General features: G+C 57.7%; 19 protein-coding genes. 11 read left to right on the plus strand and 8 right to left on the minus strand.

Features of this window, described 5'->3' with window-relative positions; all coding sequences use genetic code 11:
• Positions 1 to 33 precede the first annotated feature (33 nt).
• Positions 34 to 435 carry a Ros/MucR family transcriptional regulator gene (locus HUV30_RS06315; protein WP_174404558.1) on the plus strand — a complete coding sequence of 134 codons (402 nt, stop codon included), beginning with the start codon at positions 34 to 36 and terminating at the stop codon, positions 433 to 435.
• A 211-nt stretch (positions 436 to 646) separates the two neighbouring features.
• Here the strand turns inward: HUV30_RS06315 and HUV30_RS06320 are convergent, their stop codons facing one another.
• The 6 genes from HUV30_RS06320 to rplM form a co-directional block, all read right to left on the minus strand.
• Positions 647 to 1,282 (minus strand): Crp/Fnr family transcriptional regulator, encoded by a 636-nt coding sequence (locus tag HUV30_RS06320; protein ID WP_174404559.1) that lies wholly within the window; start codon positions 1,280 to 1,282, stop codon positions 647 to 649.
• A 138-nt stretch (positions 1,283 to 1,420) separates the two neighbouring features.
• On the minus strand, positions 1,421 to 1,924 hold the full coding sequence (locus HUV30_RS06325) for a hypothetical protein (protein ID WP_174404560.1): 504 nt from the start codon (positions 1,922 to 1,924) through the stop codon (positions 1,421 to 1,423).
• 16 nt (positions 1,925 to 1,940) lie between these two features.
• The gene (locus HUV30_RS06330) at positions 1,941 to 2,552 is read right to left on the minus strand and encodes a hypothetical protein (protein WP_174404561.1); all 612 of its coding nucleotides are present in this window, start codon (positions 2,550 to 2,552) and stop codon (positions 1,941 to 1,943) included.
• Entirely contained in the window at positions 2,552 to 3,094 is a 543-nt protein-coding gene (gene thrB / locus HUV30_RS06335; RefSeq protein ID WP_243452090.1) for a homoserine kinase, read from the minus strand. Before thrB ends, HUV30_RS06330 begins: the two co-directional genes overlap by 1 nt.
• Positions 3,095 to 3,271: 177 nt before the next feature.
• A complete protein-coding gene (rpsI, locus tag HUV30_RS06340; protein ID WP_174404562.1) occupies positions 3,272 to 3,664 on the minus strand; it encodes a 30S ribosomal protein S9 in 393 nt (130 codons plus the stop codon).
• Between the two features lie 22 nt (positions 3,665 to 3,686).
• Complete coding sequence (gene rplM / locus HUV30_RS06345) at positions 3,687 to 4,121, minus strand: 50S ribosomal protein L13 (RefSeq protein ID WP_174404563.1); 435 nt, start codon at positions 4,119 to 4,121, stop codon at positions 3,687 to 3,689.
• 372 nt (positions 4,122 to 4,493) lie between these two features.
• On the opposite strand from rplM, the gene HUV30_RS06350 reads away from it, so the two are divergent.
• Together HUV30_RS06350 and HUV30_RS06355 are read left to right on the plus strand one after the other, a co-directional pair.
• Positions 4,494 to 5,735 (plus strand): HD domain-containing protein, encoded by a 1,242-nt coding sequence (locus tag HUV30_RS06350; protein WP_174404564.1) that lies wholly within the window; start codon positions 4,494 to 4,496, stop codon positions 5,733 to 5,735.
• Positions 5,736 to 5,845: 110 nt separating this feature from the next.
• A complete protein-coding gene (locus HUV30_RS06355) occupies positions 5,846 to 6,325 on the plus strand; it encodes a CBS domain-containing protein (protein ID WP_174404565.1) in 480 nt (159 codons plus the stop codon).
• A gap of 158 nt (positions 6,326 to 6,483) precedes the next feature.
• On the opposite strand, the gene HUV30_RS06360 is transcribed toward HUV30_RS06355, so the two are convergent.
• Positions 6,484 to 7,539, minus strand: a complete 1,056-nt coding sequence (locus HUV30_RS06360) for an HD-GYP domain-containing protein (protein WP_174404566.1) — start codon at positions 7,537 to 7,539, stop codon at positions 6,484 to 6,486.
• Between the two features lies 1 nt (position 7,540).
• Positions 7,541 to 8,953, minus strand: coding sequence for a pyruvate kinase (pyk, locus tag HUV30_RS06365; protein ID WP_174404567.1), 1,413 nt, complete (start codon positions 8,951 to 8,953; stop codon positions 7,541 to 7,543).
• 166 nt (positions 8,954 to 9,119) lie between these two features.
• Between pyk and mraZ the strand changes: the two genes are divergently transcribed.
• Genes mraZ through murD form a run of 8 tightly spaced genes read left to right on the plus strand, consistent with a single transcriptional unit; the run spans position 9,120 to position 18,161 of the window.
• Positions 9,120 to 9,572, plus strand: a complete 453-nt coding sequence (gene mraZ / locus HUV30_RS06370; protein ID WP_174404568.1) for a division/cell wall cluster transcriptional repressor MraZ — start codon at positions 9,120 to 9,122, stop codon at positions 9,570 to 9,572.
• 29 nt (positions 9,573 to 9,601) lie between these two features.
• Entirely contained in the window at positions 9,602 to 10,579 is a 978-nt protein-coding gene (gene rsmH / locus HUV30_RS06375; RefSeq protein WP_174404569.1) for a 16S rRNA (cytosine(1402)-N(4))-methyltransferase RsmH, read from the plus strand.
• Positions 10,580 to 10,590: 11 nt separating this feature from the next.
• On the plus strand, positions 10,591 to 10,875 hold the full coding sequence (locus tag HUV30_RS06380; protein ID WP_174404570.1) for a hypothetical protein: 285 nt from the start codon (positions 10,591 to 10,593) through the stop codon (positions 10,873 to 10,875).
• An 18-nt stretch (positions 10,876 to 10,893) separates the two neighbouring features.
• Complete coding sequence (locus tag HUV30_RS06385) at positions 10,894 to 12,906, plus strand: penicillin-binding transpeptidase domain-containing protein (RefSeq protein WP_243452091.1); 2,013 nt, start codon at positions 10,894 to 10,896, stop codon at positions 12,904 to 12,906.
• Between the two features lies 1 nt (position 12,907).
• Positions 12,908 to 14,356 (plus strand): UDP-N-acetylmuramoyl-L-alanyl-D-glutamate--2,6-diaminopimelate ligase, encoded by a 1,449-nt coding sequence (locus HUV30_RS06390; RefSeq protein ID WP_174404571.1) that lies wholly within the window; start codon positions 12,908 to 12,910, stop codon positions 14,354 to 14,356.
• Positions 14,353 to 15,786: a UDP-N-acetylmuramoyl-tripeptide--D-alanyl-D-alanine ligase gene (locus HUV30_RS06395; protein WP_174404572.1), complete on the plus strand. Its 1,434-nt coding sequence runs from the start codon at positions 14,353 to 14,355 to the stop codon at positions 15,784 to 15,786. The genes HUV30_RS06390 and HUV30_RS06395 overlap by 4 nt, the downstream gene beginning before the upstream one ends.
• Complete coding sequence (gene mraY, locus HUV30_RS06400) at positions 15,776 to 16,852, plus strand: phospho-N-acetylmuramoyl-pentapeptide-transferase (RefSeq protein WP_174404573.1); 1,077 nt, start codon at positions 15,776 to 15,778, stop codon at positions 16,850 to 16,852. The genes HUV30_RS06395 and mraY overlap by 11 nt, the downstream gene beginning before the upstream one ends.
• Before the next feature lie 16 nt (positions 16,853 to 16,868).
• Complete coding sequence (gene murD / locus HUV30_RS06405; RefSeq protein WP_373869327.1) at positions 16,869 to 18,161, plus strand: UDP-N-acetylmuramoyl-L-alanine--D-glutamate ligase; 1,293 nt, start codon at positions 16,869 to 16,871, stop codon at positions 18,159 to 18,161.
• The last annotated feature ends 5 nt before the right edge of the window (positions 18,162 to 18,166 follow it).

Below are 18,166 nucleotides of genomic sequence, written 5' to 3' on the forward strand. Positions count from 1 at the left end.
ATTAACGTTGTAGCTGCTTATCCGGAGAAAGATGTGGACGACTATTTGAAAGGGGCATTGGAAATTGTGAAGGCGCAAGCCAGTGTGCGCACAATGACTGAAGAAGAAATCACCTCAATGGTACGCACGCTCGCTGATAATATTCGTGAGATCAGCAATGGTTCGGAAGAGGTCGGGTTTGAAGTCGATCCCGAGCTTGATCCCAAGAAGTCGATCAAGGAAAAATCCATAACCTGTCTCGAATGCGGCAAGTCGTTCAAGATACTCACCCGCAAGCACCTTGTGCTGCACGGGCTTGATGCTGCCGAGTACCGCGAGAAGTGGGGATTCAAGAAGAATACGCCGCTCGTTTGCAAGGCGTTGCAGCGTGAACGGCGCAAGAAGATGAAGTCTATGGCGCTGTGGGAAAAACGTCGTAAAGTAGTTGTACAATAGAATCGCTGTAAAGATTATGGGCCGACAGATTCACATTCCGTCTTTCACGGATACGCGGAATCCCGATATATCGGAGCTGGAGCTACCGGGGGGCAGATATCCAGCCATACACTGTATTGATGAGGAGAGCAGGAAAGAGCCTGCTTCCTGATACTACCAAAGGTTGATATTATACTGACGCGCCGTAATGGCGCGTTTTTCATTGCTGCAGTTAGAATTCCTCGCCCTTTGCATGGGCCTGAACCCTGCGCGCCGCCTCTACCGTGAAGTGGTCAGGGTGCAGTAAGGTGATGCACTTAGCGCCATCGGGGGAATACGTCTGTTCGATCATGCCCAGATGTTCAAGCTTGTAGAGGATGTCCAGCACCTTGTCTTCCGGGCTGACAAAGGCCTCTTTGAGCGACATGATTGTGTGCATGTAGTCGCATTTCCGCACTCCGTTGTGCGCCATGAGTTCAAAGGTTCTGCAGACGCCCTGAAACAGGCTGGGAACATGCATGGATTTTTTCGTGCTGGAGCGCAACCTGTGTACCAGTACGTCAATGAGCGTCTGCATGATCTGCGGGGACTCTCTGACAAAGCTGTCGAAGTGCTTCTGCTTCAGCTCCACGGCCCGCACATCGTCCAGCGCAACGGCTGTGGCCGTGCGCCGCTTGTCGTCCAGAATCAGAGACATTTCGCCGAACATGTTCACCGGGTTGAGAATGGCCAGCACCTTCTTCTTGCCATGCACGTCCTTGGACAGTTCCACTCTGCCTTCCTGCAGCAGGTATGCGGAATCTCCCCTGCTTCCCTCGCTGAATATCATGGAATATTTGAGAAAAGTTCTGACTGCGTAGGATGGCATGTAGACCTCCGGAAGAATGAACGATTGATTCAGCATAGCAGTTTTTCCACCGGAGGAAACATAAAAAGAAAGCTCCGCATAAAGCGGAGCTTTGAAAATTCAGCAAAATTATGAGGAGCTGCGTGTGCCGTTATGCGGTCAGCGGGTAAGCGCACCTTCGTGAGCCAGATGGATGCGTCCTTCCTGTTCTTTTTCAGGGCGCCAGGGCATTTCGGCCAGCACCATGCGGTAGCCGAAGGATACATAGAGCGAGGCATGGGTTTCTTCCGGGCTCAGGCGGAATTCGAAGGGAATGGCTCGCTCGTCTCCAAGGGCGCGGGGCAGGACTTCGACCTCTGCGGAATCGACAACATTGCCCGTGCTGTCACTGAGATATGCCGTGAATGAAAGCTGGTCATAATAGCGGGCCCATTCGGGGAAGAGCTCGGTATTGGGATAGGCCGTTCCCTGCAGGCCCACACCATGCTTGAGCGGCATGTTGTGAAACTCGAAACGCCAGAACTTCATGGAAATGGTCTGCGGTGTGTCCGTCAGCCAGGGGCGGCGGTCGAGGTGGCTCACATTGAGGTAGGTGCAGCCGGAGAGCGTCAGCAGCGCCAACAGAATCACGGCAGCGGCAAGCGGCATAAAGGCGCGTTTCATGGAGCGTTCCTGTCTCTTATTTGATGATGGGCGGACCCTGAACAAGCATTTCCGCAAGGGTCATGTTCACCCGCGGCAAAACACGCAGCTTGGCACCCACAAACTCCATCTCAAGCTGCACAAGTTCCTTGTAGAGTTCGGTTCTGTCCAGAGCGGGCACCAGTTCGTCTGGCATGTCCTTAACATTATCCACAAAGCGGTAGCAACCTGTAAACACTCTTCTGTCGCCGTTGGGCAGCAGCATGGTGTTGCGGGTGCCGTGCATGCGGCAGATCATCAGGCGGTGCTTGTACACGCCGCACAAACCGTCATCATTGAGAGGACACATCACGCTCGGCGGCAGCCCCATGGAAAGCGAGTGCTGATACTGGCGCACGGCTTCATGTGCCCGCTGCAGATAGCTTTCACGGCGTTCCTGCGGCAGCTCGTTCATACCCCGCCACAGATAGCTCCATTCAATATAGGTATGGTGCTGAAAGTAACTGTAGCAGCAGTTCTGCTGGCAGCCTTCGCAGCTCAGTCCGGCTTTTGCGGCGGTTTCCCCGTAGGCCGAAGACATGCGCTCGTACAGATCGCCAAGACGGGCGAAAACGCCCACGCCCTTGCCGCGCTTTGCGGTCTTTTTCATTATCGCGCCTCCAGCCAGTGCCGGATGGTCTGGGCACAGGTGTCGGGGGCAAGGTCATCGCAGCATACCGTGAAGTCGGCAGCAGCCTCGTACAGCGCCTTGCGTTCGTTATACAGGTCTTCGATGGTCTGCCCCGGGGCAATGGCAAGGCCGCGTTCAGGGTTGCGGCTGATGCGTTCCAGAATGACCGGCAGGCTCACATCCAGATAGATGACCGGTCCCAGCGTCTTCAGATGGTCCACTGCGGGCTGACGATATACCACGCTGCCGCCGGTGGAAATAACGGTTCTGCGTGCGCCTATGCGGCCTATTATGGAGCCTTCCACATCAAGGAACTCATCCTTGGTCATGCTGTCCGCCACGTCCTGCAGCCGGGTGCCGTAATGGGCCTCGATGATGTGGTCGGAATCAATGAACGCCCAGCTCAACTGGGCGGCAAGCGTTTTGCCCACAGTGGTTTTGCCCGCTCCCGCCATGCCGATGATGGAAACACATTCTTCGTCGGTGGCAACAGGTTGTCTCAGGTTCGGCGTATCGGACATGAAAAGCTATCCCTCTGGAATTATCATGTTGCATCAAGCAGGGTAGTTGTGCCTTTGCGTGGGCGTTGTGTCAACTTCATACCCTGCCTGCCCGGAGGCACATAACAAAACAGGCCCGCAAAAGCGGGCCTGTAAAGTGCGATGTGTCGAGTATCCGCAGCAGGCTGCGGAAAACGATTAACGCTTGGAGTACTGGAAACGTGCGCGAGCTGCGCGCTGACCGTACTTCTTACGTTCCTTCTTACGCGCGTCGCGGGTAAGGAAGCCGGCCTTCTTCAGTGCGCCGCGCAGGTCGGCGTCAACTTCCAGAAGAGCGCGGGAAATGCCATGGCGAACAGCCTGAGCCTGACCGGACATACCGCCGCCGGCAACGTTCACCTTGATATCGAACTTGCCGAGGTTCTTGGTCAGCTCAAGGGGCTGACGCACAACCATCTGCAGGGTCTTACGCGGGAAGTAGTCTTCGTAGGGACGGCCGTTCACAAGGATCTGGCCCGAGCCAGCGTAGAGGCGGGTCCTAGCGGTGGCGTTCTTTCTTCTGCCGGTGCCGTAATTAAATTCGTTGGACATGTTGTTCTCCTGCCTCTAGCTCTTAAGCCTGGATTTCCAGAGTCTGGGGATTCTGTGCCACATGGGGATGCTCAGGACCGACATAGATCTTGAGCTTCTTCAGCATGGCTGCGCCGAGACGGTTCTTGGGCAGCATGCCCTGAACAGCCTTGCGGATAACCTCTTCGGGCTTCTTGGCCAGCATGTCGGACAGGCTGGTTTCACGCAGGCCACCCATGTAGCCGGTGTACCTGTAGTACTTCTTGTCGGACATCTTTTTGCCGGTAACCTTGATCTTCTCGCAGTTCACAACCACGATGAAGTCGCCGTTATCCATATGGGGGGCGAATTCGGGCTTGTGCTTGCCGCGCAGGCGGTGAGCAATCTGAGTAGCCAGGCGGCCGAGGATCTTATCTTCGGCATCTACCACGAACCATTCGCGGTTGATATCTTCAGGCTTGGGGCTGAACGTCTTCATAATTATATACTCCTGAGTGCGAAGCTCGAAAGGTGAACTTCATAGGGAGTTTCAGGTTCGTTGTCAATAGTCAATAGCATCCGCACAAAACTTTGCGCAGCAAAGTCCTGTGTTACGTCAGTGCGCCGGAGAACATGTTCATCCGGCTTGCGCCACTTGTCAAAGTATGGCGTAAGGGTCACTGTTGCAGTTGCCGAGTTGGATTCAGCAGCATGCACCGGTCACCGGCACGACGGGAGCAGACGGGTAACGGGTGGGGCAAGGCCTCGTGGCCCTGGAAAAAAACGTCAGTCCCTCGTGGAAACTGTTGATCTCTATACTACGACAGCCTACCTTGCCAAGTGATTTTTTGAAAAAAAATGGGAGCGCCATATGTCCAATATTCGCAAGAGTCTGCTGCAGTTCACCTTTGCCGGAGCCTACATGAAGCGCTGGAACGACAAGCTGCGCCCCATGGAATTGCTTGAGGTGGACAAGCAGGCACACAAGATGATCGTGGCATGGCTGCTCTACCAGCTCAATGTGGAAGGCCGGTTGCAGGGAGAGCGCATCAAGCTTGGCGAGACCATCGTGGAAGGGGGTATTTTCGATTACTTCTTCCGTCTTGTCATCACAGACATAAAGCCACCCATATTCTATAGAATACGCGAGAATCCCACCCATTATGCCCAGCTCATAAGCTGGGTGCAGGGAGAGCTTGAACCGGTGCTCGCGCCGCTGGGCAACGAATTCTGGGAGCGCTTTGTCGCCTATTTCGCGCCCAACCGGAAGAAAACGCTCGGTGATGAAATTCTGGATGCCGCCCATCTGTATGCCAGTAAATGGGAATTCGACCTGCTCAAGAACCTGAACGGGTTCGATGACGAAATTCCGGAAATAGATGCCTCGTTCAACGAGCGGCTCAAGGCTTATTCCTACCTCAAGGGGGTGCCGGAACTGCTCTCCGGTTCCGACAACGTACTCGGCCGGCTGGCCAACCTGTGCGGGCAGCTGCGGTTTCAGAAGCGATGGTCGCAGACGCCCCGTGTTCCCGAAACATCCGTCATCGGGCACATGTTTCTTGTGGCCTGTTACAGCTATTTTTTCTCCATCGTGCAGGATGCCTGCGGTGCGCGCAGGCAGAACAACTTCTTCTGCGGGCTGTTTCACGATCTGCCCGAACTGCTGACCCGCGACATCATCTCGCCGGTGAAGAAGTCTGTGGATAAGCTCGATGACTTCATCAAGGAATATGAGGCGGAAGAACTTGAACGGCGGGTGCTCGCCCCCTTGCGGGCAGAAGGATACGAACGCCTTGCGTGGCGTCTCGGCTACTTCCTCGGTCTGGAGACCGGTTCGGAGTTCGACGAGGCCATTGTCGTGGATGGCAGCATCAAGAAATTGAATTTCGAACAGTTGCAGAGCCATTACAACGAGGACCAGTTCGACCCCAAGGATGGTGTCATGCTCAAGGCCTGCGATACGCTGGCTGCCTTTATCGAAGCGTACACCGCAGTGCGCAACGGCATTTCCGTGGATGAACTGCATCAGGCGTTGTGGCGGCTCCGCCAGCAGCACCGCAAGCTGGTTATCGGCAATATTCACGTGGGCGCGCTGCTGGCTGATTTCGATTGATTTGTCGCCCTTTGCAGTTGTCCCCTTTACCAAACAAGGACAACTGGTTACATTGAATTGTAAGCGTGTAACCTTTTAGCGGGGCCGTGCTGTCCCCAAGGGAGAATCATATGCTGTTACGTACCCGCGCCTGGGATATAGTTCGCGAGGAATTCCCCGTGCTCAGGGAGTCCAGTTCGCTGGCCGATGCCATGCGCGAGCTGAACGCTGTCAGCGACAGCGGCTGCCTGTGCGCTCTTGTGATGGATGACAACAGCCGCCTCAAGGGAGCTGTTTCCATGTGGGACACTGTGCGTTTCATGGAAGATAATCTGCTGCGTGGCGACGCGCTTCGCGGGTTGGACGAAAACCGTTTTGAGCAGATGTATGTGAACGCCTGCAAGGTTGCCGGTTCCACGTCCGTGAAGGATGTCATGGATACGAGCCCGACTGTGGTGGCACCCGATGAGCCTCTGCTCGTGGTGCTGGAGGACTTCGTGAAGAAGGGCCGCAGCTACGCGGTGGTCAAGGAAGGTCCGCGTGTTCTTGGTGTGATAATGATTGCTGACATTTTCAAGGAGATCAGCGGTCAGATCGTTTGTCACGGATAGGATCGGATAGGATCGGACAGGATAGGGAGTCAGTACGGCGTCTGGTCGGTGGCAACTATGCGTTTGCCCTGATTCTGGCTGGATATTTGGCACTTGGCACCCGTGCCACAGATAGTTTCGAAGCTCCGGCGACAGGTCTGCCTGTTGCCGGAGTTTTTTTATGAAGCGGCCGGGGCTTTTTCCTGCTGGGCTGTCTGTGCCTGCGCAGATTGCGCAGTACGGAATGCATCCGTCAGATAGGCGTGGTTGAGCAGCATGGTGAAGCGTTCATCATAACGGCGCTTGTCTTCGGCGAGCTTTCGTGCGGCCTCGGCGGGTTCCATGCCCGGAGCATAGGGGCGGGAGCAGACCATGGCCGAAAAGGAATCTGCAACCGCAACCAGCCTGCCGAAGCGGCTGATGGCTTCTCCCTTGGTTTTCTGGGGGTAACCGGAACCGTCCAGCCGTTCGTGATGCTCAAGAGTGGCCTGTTTCATTTCATCAAACGCAAAGCCCAGCTTGTGCATGATCTTGGCACCGATAAGGGGGTGCGGTGTCAGCTTGTCCTTTTCTTCCACCTTCAGGGGCGTGGTTTTGGCAAGGATGAAGGCGGGTACCTTGCACATGCCTATGTCGTGCAGCAGCAGGGCAAGGGCAGCCTTGTCGAGGTCGCGCCTGCGATATTCGGTGCGTGAGGCAAAGAACAGCCACGTCCCTATGACCAGTGTGTTCACTGAGTGGGTTGCAAGCGAATGGTCGCGGTTCAGACGCCGCATGAAGAGTTTGGCGCGGTGCCTGTCCTGCTGGAGAAATTCCGTGAACACCATGACGTCCTGATACAGCTGTTCGAAAACGGGCATCACCGGCTGTTCGGCAAATTCGTTTACGCGCAGCGCGAGGGCCTGCATGAACACGTCGGCGATTTCGCCCTGTTTGAGGTTCTGGTCCACCAGAACAAGGTCGAGCTGCTTGATGATGTGCTTGGAGTAGATAGGGTGGTCGGCCCGGGATACGAAAAGGTTGCCGCTTTCGCATAAATTATGCACCGCCTCAACCTGTTCGTTGGTGAGGCGGGCACCCTTTTTGCTGTAAGGTTGCAGCCGGGCAATGTTCTCCTTGAACTCGAAAAGGTCCACGGGAGGGCGGTATTTGGGAAAGCTTTCCAGAATAGGCAAGGCTATCTGGTAGTATTCTTCCTGAATCGCGTCAGGGATGAGGCTTCCGGCTGCACACATGTTATTTGCGGTATATTTTGACCAGGTTTGTACCTCTGGCCTTAGCCCCCGGCTTGGGCTGGCCTGCGGTGATGACGACATTGGACCCTTCGGGCAGAAGCGGACAGGTCTCGATAAAATATTCAGCCCGTTCAAGGTGGCCGGAAAGAGCCTTGTTCACGCCTTCAGGCTTTACGCCCCATGAAAAATTGAGTCCGCGCAGGGCTTCAGGATCAGGGGTAAGGGCGTAGATGATCTGCCGGGGTCTGCGGGCAGAGAGCTGTCGCGCCGAGGAGCCGGACATTGAGTGCGAGACAATGGCATCGGCCTGCGTCTTTTCTGCCAGCAGGCAGGCGGAGTAGGCGAGGAAGTCCGGCGTTCCTTTTTCGTCGTCCGGGGGGCGCACCTTCTGGGCCTCGAACTGAATTTCTTCGGCCTGTTTGGCGATCTCTACCATGAAGCTAACGGTCTCCACGGGGAATTTGCCCATGGCCGTTTCTTCGGAAAGCATCACGCAGTCTGCGCCGTCGAGCACCGCGTTGGCAACGTCCGTGGTTTCGGCACGGGTCGGCGCAGGGTTGTTGACCATGGAAAGCAGCATCTGCGTGGCCACGATAACGGGCTTGGCAGCCCTGTTGCAGGCCCTGATGATGCGCTTCTGCATGGCGGGCAGCATGGGCAGGGGGCATTCCACCCCGAGATCGCCGCGTGCAACCATGACCACATCGGTCACCTCAAGTATGTCTTCCAGCCTGTCCACGGCGTTCTGCCGTTCCAGTTTGGCAACCACGGGAATATTTTTTCCCGCTTCCCTGATGATGGCTTTGGCGGTGAGAATGTCTTCCGGCGTCTGTACATAGGACAAAGCGCAGGCATCCACACCCAGTGCAAGACCGTCGCGAAGGTCTCTTTTGTCCTTGTCTGTCATGGCCGGAAGGCGTACCGGCTTGCCGGGCAGGGCGAGTCCCTTGCGGGAAGTGAGAATGCCATTGTTCTGACATTCCATCTCGAACGCCCCGAGGGGCAGCTTTTCCGTAATCACGAACTGGAGAACGCCGTCGCTGAGCACAACCTTGTCGCCCACTTCAAGGGTTTCCATGATGGGCGGGTTGTCAAAGGGAATGAACGGCAAATCTCGCACCATCTCCGATCCGGAGGGACCCAGCACCACCCTGTCGCGCTGATCCAGGGTGATCGTACCCTCCCGGAGCTCCCCGATGCGTATCTTGGGGCCCGAAAGGTCCTGCAATAGGGTGAGGGGGACACCGTGCTCCTTCTCCAGTGCGCGAAGGAGCGCGATAAGATCCGTGAACATGGAGGCATCACCATGAGAGAAGTTCAGGCGAAATATGCGCACCCCATTCTGGATCAGCCTGGTCAGGGTTTCCGGCGAGTTGGACGCCGGACCTATGGTGGCGATAATTTTTGTTCTCATACCTGAAACTCTTGGTGATTTGCCACTTTCTGTCAAGTGTATTTGTCCCGAGAATATTCGATAATCTACAAAAATTCTAGATAAAAAAAGGTTATGAACTTGACACTTGCAACTATATAAAAGAAAAAGTGGTAAAGTGTGGTAAAAAGTGGTAGGAAGTTGAGCTATGTTGTTCAGAGGACGATCACACCGCAGCCTCGACCCCAAGGGCAGGCTCATGTTGACCCCGGAAATACGGGACATTCTGCTTTCTCGTTCGCAAGAGGGAAGGCTGGTGCTCACCACGTATGACCGGTGTGTGGTCGGCTATCCTCTGCCGGACTGGGAAGAGTTCGAGCAGAAGTTCCAGAAGTTGAAGACCCCTTCGCTCAAGGTTCGGAACTTCCGCCGTCTGGTCATAGGCGGCGCAGAGGAAATGGCTCTGGACAAGCAGGGACGCATCCGTATTTCCGCGGATCACATGGCCTATGCCGGACTGGACAAGGATGTTGTCATCATCGGGCAGGGCAGCAAGTTCGAAATCTGGGACAAGGCGCGGTTCGAGGCGCTCATGTCCGAAGACAGCTTTGATGACGTGGCCGATGAACTGGCCGACAGCGGGATCGATTTCCCGATTTAGCCTGTCATACTTACAAGGAAGGGAAGCCTGTGACACAAGGCGAGGAATCAAGTCGCTCCGGGGCAGAATGGAGTGATCATGTTCCCGTGCTGCTCAATGAAGTGCTGGAATATCTGGCACCCAAACCGGGCGGTTATTATCTGGACGGTACTCTGGGTCTTGGCGGCCACAGTGAAGCCATCATGGAAGCTGCTCAGGGCAAGGCTCAGCTCGTAGGTCTTGACCGCGATATGGCCACGCTGGGGCGTGCCCGCAAGCGCCTTGAGCGGTTCGGCGACAACGTTCATCTCTTCCATTCAAAATACAGCGACTACGAAGAAGTTCTCGATGAGCTCGGTTGGGACTTGCTTGATGGAGCTCTCCTTGATATCGGCGTCTCCTCCATGCAGCTGGATCAGGCGGAGCGTGGCTTCAGCTTTAATGCCGACGGCCCTCTGGACATGCGTATGGACCCCGACGGTGACACGCCCCCTGCAAGCCACATAGTGAACAAGGCCAGCGCTGATACGCTGCGCATGATCATCGGCAAGTATGGCGAAGAACCCATGGGTGGGCGTATTACCAACGCCATTCTCGATGCGCGTGCCAAGGCTCCCATTGAAACGACTCTGGAACTCGCAAAGATCGTTGAGATGGCCTATCCGGCCAAGTGGCGCGCGCAGGCCCGCAACCATCCTGCCACCCGCACGTTTCAGGCGCTGCGCATGGCGGTGAACGGTGAACTCGACGAGCTTGAATCTTTTCTGGAAACGATTATACCCCGCCTCCGCCCCGGAGGTAGAGTGGTCGTCATTTCTTTCCATTCTCTTGAAGACCGATTGGTCAAGCATGCCTTTGCCGACGAGGCCAAGGGATGCATCTGTCCGCGGCAGATACCGGTGTGCGTGTGTCATCACACGGCACAGGTTCGTATTTTGACAAAGAAACCCGTCATGGCCGGCGAAGAAGAACTGGCGCGTAACCGCCGTTCTTCCAGTGCCAAGCTTCGGGCGGCGGAAAAGTTGTAGAGGGGGCCGTCATGAACAATGGCATGAGCGGCTGGATACTCGGAACCATTCTCGCAGCGATGACGAGCCTTGTGCTCGGCCTGACACTGGTGTGGCTGAACATCGAGCGGATGGATATAGCATACGGCCTGCAGAAGCTGCAGGTGGAGCTGGACAACAGCGCCGCACACGGAGCCAAGCTCGAACTTGAGCGGGATAACCTGCTCGCACCATACCGCCTGCGCCGCAAGGCGGAGGAGTTCGGAATGCGACCGGCTGTTCCCGGCCAGATTCGTCGATTGGAAGACGTACAGTAGTATCTGAGGAGTACAGGCGTGGTTTTCGGAAGAAAGGCAAAAATCCCCCGTAACAAGGCGGTAAAGAAACCTGCCCATCAGCGTGTCAGCGGACGCGACTGGGGCCGGTTCCGTCTTGGTTTTGTGGGTGCCTTCTTCTGTCTGGTCTGGATCTCTCTGTGGTGCCGTGCCTTCTATGTACAGATTTATCGCGGACCGGAGTTTGCCGCCAAGGCCACGCGCCAGCACCTTGCCCCCGAACTTGTTACGGGCCGCCGAGGTTCCATTCTTGACCGCAACGGGCAGATTCTGGCCCGTAGCGTGGCGAGCAAGTCCGTGTTTGTCCGACCCGTCGAGATGACGAATGTCAGTGAGACTGCGCGGGTTCTGGCTTCTGCACTGGAAATGCCGGTTTCAGCCGTGCGGGCCAAGATTCAGGAACGCCGCCGTTTTACATGGATAGCCCGCAAAATCAGCGACCGCGCCGCCGTAACCATCAAGGATGCCAAGCTTCCCGGCGTGTACCTTTCAACGGATTACAGCCGCATCTACCCGAACAGGCAACTGGCGGGCAGGCTGCTGGGGTTTGTGGGGATGGACGATCAAGGGTTGGAGGGCCTTGAACTTACACAGGACGAGCAGCTCATGGGGCAGGACTCGAAATATGTGGTTCAACGCGATGCTGCCGGACGAAGGTTATACCTTAATGGTCCGGAACGGGACCCGTCGATAGACGGGCTTGATGTCCGGCTCACACTGGATGCGCAGATACAGTTTTTTGCAGAGGAGGCACTTGCGGAAGCAGTGACCTCCTTTGAGGCGTCATGGGGCGGGGCGCTCATGGTGGACGTGGAGACAGGCGATATTCTGGCCTGGGCACAGGTTCCCTCGTTCAACCCCAACGTCTACAACCGGTATTCCCCCAGCCAGTGGCGCAACCGTGTTGCTGCCGACGCGCTGGAAATGGGTTCTACCATCAAGCCTTTCCTCATTGCCGCGGCACTCGAAGAAGGCAAGATAACGCCGGACAGCCTCTACTACTGCGAGAATGGCCGGTGGCAGCTTCACAATGTGCGCATCAAGGATACGCATAAATATGAATGGCTGCCCGTTGAAAAAGTGCTGCGTTATTCGAGCAACATCGGAACCGCCAAGATCGGCCTCGATCTGGGTGCTTCCGCCTACTACAGCTATCTGACCCGGCTGGGCTTCGGCGAAAAGACCGGACTGCCCGTGCGGGGCGAAAGTCTGGGCATTCTGCGTCCTGCCAACCGCTGGCAGGAAGTGGACCTTGCCAACGCGGCATTCGGTCAGGGTTTTTCCGCCACCATGCTGCAGCTGGCGCAGGCCTATCTGTGCCTTGCCAACGGCGGCGTGCGTAAGCCCCTGCGGCTTCTGGCAGACAGCACAGAGCACGGCCCCACCGAGCGCATTTTCTCCGAGGCAACGGCAAAGACCGTGCTCTCCATGATGCGCTCCGTGGTTGAAGACGACGGCACCGGCAGGGCGGCCCGCATTCCTGGCATCAGCGTGGGCGGCAAGACCGGTACCGCGCAGAAGGCCAGCCCCCAGGGCGGCTACGGTGACAAATATACCGGCTCTTTTGTGGGCCTGATTCCGGCAGAATCCCCGCGCTACATTCTCATGGTTGTGGTGGATGAACCCGAGAAGAACCATTACGGCAGCGTCATCGCCGCGCCTGCGTTCCGCCAGATAGCCATGCGTTCCATGGCGTACATGGGAACATTGCCGGATACCGGAGCGGGCAGCACATTCACCGTCGCGGGTGAACCGGAGCTGAATGAGCGTACGCCGGGGGTATCGGAAATCCGCCGCGATGTTTCGAAGACCGCACTGGCAGACGATTCCGCAGTGCCGGACGTGCGCGGCAGATCGTTGCGCTGGGCCGTAGAAGCTTTTGCCCGCAAGGGCATCATCCCCACCGTGAAGGGTGACGGACTTTTTGTGAAGAAACAAAGCCCCCAGCCGGGAACCCCCTGGCCCAGGGAAGGCTCGCAGAATTACATTCTCTGGCTTTCGGAGCGCTCTTAGCATGACACAGGTAATGACGTTGGAACAGCTGGCGGAACAGATCCGCACCGGTCTGGTTTCTCTGCACACGGATTCGCGCAAGGTTATGCCCGGTGACGCGTTTGTCGCAGTGCCCGGTGCATCCATGGACGGCGGCGACTTCATCTGCGATGCCCTTGAAAAAGGGGCGGCGTATGTTGTGTGCCGCGAGCGCAGCATGCCTGCAGATGCAGGTGATGCCCGCTTTGTGCTGCATGAGGACCCGCAGACCGCGCTGGGCATTCTGGCCGGCGTCAAGTTCAGCACCACAGAGCTTTCATTCCCCGTGGTGGGCGTGACCGGAACCAACGGTAAAACTACCGTGACCTACATGCTTGAGCATCTTTTCAATGCCGCTGGCCGCAGGGCCGGTGTCATCGGCACCGTGAGCTACCGCTGGCCCGGCACCGAGCTGGAAGCCAAGATGACCACTCCGGACTGCCTCAAGGTGCACGCGCTTCTGGCCCGCATGGCCGTGGCAGGCGTGGATGGCGTGTTCATGGAAGTCTCTTCGCACGCGCTTGACCAGAACCGCACGGCGGGAGTCGAGTATTCCGGTGCCATCCTGACCAACCTGACGCAGGACCACCTTGATTACCACGGCGACATGGAAACCTATTTTCAGGCCAAGCGCCGTCTCTTCACTTCGGTTCCCAAGGCCGGCAAGGCCTGCGTGGTGAACGTGGATGATCCCTATGGCCGCCGCCTGCTGCCCGAACTGCCCAACGGCATCGGCTTCACGCTGCATGACGTGAAGATTGAAGGCTGCCGTATTCTCAGCGGCGAAGTGCTTTCGTGCACCGTTGAAGGTCTGCACCTTCGCATGACCCTTGACGGCGAGAGCTGGGAACTGGTTTCGCCGATGGTCGGTTACCATAACGCTTCCAACCTGCTGGCCGTGCAGGGCATGGGCCGCGCGCTCGGCCTGAGCGCCGAAGACATGCGCGGGCTGGAAGGCTTCAACGGCGTTCCCGGCAGGCTGGAGCGCATTCCCAACGCGAAGGGCGTGCATGCCTTCGTGGACTACGCCCACACCCCCGATGCCCTTGAAAACGTGCTTACCGCCCTGCGCAGGGTGGGGTTTGAACGCATCATCACCGTGTTCGGCTGCGGCGGCGACCGCGACCGTCGCAAGCGTCCCCTGATGGGCGAGGCCGTGTGCCACCACACCGATGTGGCCGTGCTGACCTCCGACAACCCCCGCACCGAAGATCCCGTTGCCATTCTGGAAGACGTGAAGCCCGGACTCGGCGGCTGCACCCGCGTGCTCATTGACCCCGATCGCAGAAAGGGCATTGCGCTGGCCGTGGCGGAAGCGCGTCCCGGCGACTGCATTCTCGTGGCAGGCAAGGGGCATGAAGACTACCAGATCATCGGTACACAGAAATTTCCTTTCAGCGACCAGGCCGTATTGAAGGAGCTGCTCGGGTGAAACTCACTCTGAACACCATACAGAACGCCATGGGCGCTGTCGGTTTTCTCGGCGATGCGGGAGACGTGATCCCAACGGGAGTGCAGACAGACAGCCGTGTGCTGAAGAAGGGCGAACTGTTCTTCTGCATCTCCGGCGAGCGCTTCGACGGGCACAACTTTGCACGCCTTGCCGTTGAGCACGGTGCCTGCGCAGTGGTTGCCGAGCGTCCTCCCTTCTCCATGGACGAGATGTGCTCCATGGAATGTGAAGAGGGCGGGGTGCCTTTGCTCATGGTTCGCAACTCCGTGGATGCACTTGGCAGACTGGCCGCGTATCACCGCCAGCAGACCTCGGCCACCGTGGTCGGTGTGACCGGAACCGCAGGCAAGACCACCGTGAAGGAAGTGCTGGCACAGGTGCTCTCCGTGCGCGGCGAAACCGCCCGCAACCATCTGAACCTGAACAACCAGATCGGCCTGCCCGTATCCATGCTTGCCGCCACCGGCGAAGAGCGCTTCTGGGTCATGGAGGCAGGCATCAGCGAACCGCATGACATGGATGAACTGGCCGGTGTGCTCCGTCCCGACCTCGCCATCGTGCTGAATGTGGGCAGCGGCCACACGCAGGGTCTGGGCGACAAGGGCGTGGCCTACTACAAGGCCCGCATGCTCAACTACATCGCCAAGGGCGGTGTGGGACTCGTGAGCGGCGACTATCCGGACCTTGTCCGCGAAGCCAGAAGAAATTTCCGCGAAGTGCGTCTGTTCAGCGTCAAGGACCCTGAAGCGACCTACTTTGCCGAGTATGCCGGACCCGAATCCGAAACTCACGGCCGCTACAAGGTGCGTCTGGAGGGCAGGGACTTCGAGATCGTTGCGCCGTTCCGCGGTGCCTTCGCTGCAGAGAACGTGGTCGCCGTAGCGGCAGCCGCCTACATTCTCGGACTCAAATCCGAAGAGATCATCAAGGGCTTTGCTGATGCCAGACTGCCGGAAAAGCGCTTCTGCTGCCAGCAGCGCGGCAACTGGCTGGTCATTGACGACAGTTATAACGCCAATCCGCTTTCAAGCGCACGCATGCTTGAAACGGCATCGGAAATGGCGGGGGGAAGACCGCTCATGCTGGTCATGGGCGAAATGCGCGAACTGGGTGGTGAAGCGGTCTCTGCTCACGTCCAGCTCGGCAAGAACATGGCGGAAGCTGCTCCTGAAGCGGTTTTCTGGGTCGGGGGCCACGCGGAAGAGGTTCGCCGCGGACTGGCCGAAGCAGGCTGGTCGGGCGAGATGCAGATTGTTCAAACTCCAGAGGATTTTGTGAACCGTTTCATGGATACGGGCCTGCGGGCCGGTTTGGTTCTTTTCAAAGGGTCGCGCGGCAACAAGCTCGAACGGCTTGTGGAAGCGTTCTGCGTAGAACCCTGCAAGTTGGAGGAAGGCGATGCTGTATAATCTGCTTTACCCCCTGAGCGATGAATTCCCCCTGTTCAACGTCTTCCGGTACATCACCTTCCGTGCCGTGTGGGCGCTGCTTACGGCACTTCTGCTGTCCATCTTGCTCGGCCCCCGCTTCATCAAGTGGCTGCAGCGCATCAAGTGCGGTCAGTACATTCAGGAAGAAGTGGCCTGTCACAGCGGCAAGGCCGGCACGCCTACCATGGGCGGCCTGCTCATAGGTTTTACCATGATCACCAGCTCACTGCTGTGGTGCGACCTGACAAACACGCGGGTGTGGCTCACCCTGTTCGTGTTCACCGGGTTCGGCCTTGTGGGCTTTATCGACGATTTTTCCAAGCTGCGCCGCAAGCGTAACAAGGGCCTTTCCGCCAAGGCAAAGTTCCTCTGGCAAATGGCCATCACCGCTGTGGTCATGTGGGTACTGGTGCAGGACCCCGCCTATTCCACGCAGCTCTCCGTGCCGTTCTTTAAGAACATCACCCCTGATCTTGGCTGGCTGTATCTGCCGTTTGCCATGTTCGTCATGGTCGGTGCCTCCAACGGCGTGAACCTCACCGACGGCATGGACGGCCTTGCCATAGGGCCCACCATCATAGCGGGCATCGTCTTTTCGGTGTTCATCTATGTGGCCGGTCACGCGCAGATTTCCTCCTACCTTCAGGTACCCGCCGTACCCGGCGTGGGTGAGGTGACCGTTGTCTGCGGTGCGCTCATTGGCGCGGGCATGGGCTTTCTCTGGTTCAACGCCTATCCGGCACAGGTGTTCATGGGCGATGTGGGCAGCCTCTCGCTCGGCGGCACGCTCGGCTTCCTTGCCGTGCTCTGCAAGCAGGAACTCATCCTGCTCGTGGCTGGCGGCCTGTTCGTGGTGGAAACCCTCTCGGTCATCCTGCAGGTGGGCTATTTCAAGTTTTCCGGCGGCAAGCGCATCTTCCGCATGGCCCCGCTGCATCATCATTTCGAATTGAAGGGAATACCGGAGTCCAAGGTCATCATCCGGTTCTGGATAACCTCGGCACTGCTGGGCCTCGTCGCCCTCAGCGTGCTCAAGCTCCGCTAGGTTCATGGTCATGAAGATATCCTGCCAGCAGAGTCCCGTTACCACAGGCATGAAGGCCGTGGTTGTGGGTGTGGGAAGCACCGGCATGGCTGCCGCAGAGCTGCTGCATGCCCTTGGCGCACAGGTGCGCATTGTGGACCGCAGCGCGGACAAGGTTACACCCGCATTTCGTGAGGTTATCGAAAAGTTGGGTTTTGAGACCGCCTTTGGCGATCACTCCGTGGAGCAGTTTGCCGGAGCGTCGCTTGTGGTGCCCAGCCCCGGTGTTCCTGTGCTCAAGATACAGCAGTATCTGCCTGCCGATGCGCTTGTGATGGCGGAAACCGAACTCGCGTGGCACTGCGTGCAGCACATTCCCGTGCTGGCGGTGACGGGCACGAACGGCAAGACCACCACCGTGCGCCTGTGTGCAAAGATGCTGGAAGATGCTGGCAAGAAGGTGTTTCTCGGCGGCAACATAGGCACCCCTCTCAGCCGTTTCGTGCTGGAAGGCGGCGAGGCCGATGTGCTGGTGCTGGAACTCTCCAGCTTCCAGTTGCAGACCTGCTCGGCACTGCGCCCCAAGGTGGGCGTGCTGACCAATATCACCGTGGACCATCTCGACTACCATAAGGACATGGACGAATACACGGACGCCAAGATGCGCCTGTTCGCCCGTCAGACCGTTGAGGACAAGGCCATTTTCGGTCCCGGTCTTGAGGATTTGCCGTACCGCCACGACGTGAAGGCGGAAATCTGGTTCTTCGACGATTCTTCCCGCTTCCCCGATGCACTGCTGAAGGGGCGGCACAATCGTCTGAATATGGAAGCCTCCTTCCTTGCCTGTTCAGTGTTCGGCGTGACTGAAGAAAGTGCGGCAGCCACGCTGCGCGAATTTGTCGCAGCCGAGCACACGCTGGAAACCGTGGGCGTCGCCAGGGGCGTGACCTTTGTGAACGACACCAAGGCCACCACCGTGGACGCCGTGCGCGCCGCGCTGGAAACCTTTGACGCTCCCATCCTGCTGCTTGCAGGCGGCGTATACAAGGGCGGAGACCTCTCCACCCTTGCCGGACTCGTGCGCAGCAAGGTGAAGGCTGTGGGACTGTATGGCAGCAGCCGTGAGAAATTTGAACAGGCATGGGCCGGTTGTGCGCCCATGTCCTACGACACGACCATGGAAGAAGCCGCAAGACGGCTCATGGATAAGGCTGCCGCAGGCGATGTGATGTTGCTTGCTCCCGCCACGTCCAGCTTTGACCAGTACGCCAACTACCGGGCCCGCGGTGAGGACTTCCGCCGCATCTACAGCCTGTTGGCAGGAGAATAGGAAGT

Source organism: Desulfovibrio subterraneus (assembly GCF_013340285.1).
Classification (GTDB): Bacteria; Desulfobacterota; Desulfovibrionia; order Desulfovibrionales; family Desulfovibrionaceae; genus Halodesulfovibrio; species Halodesulfovibrio subterraneus.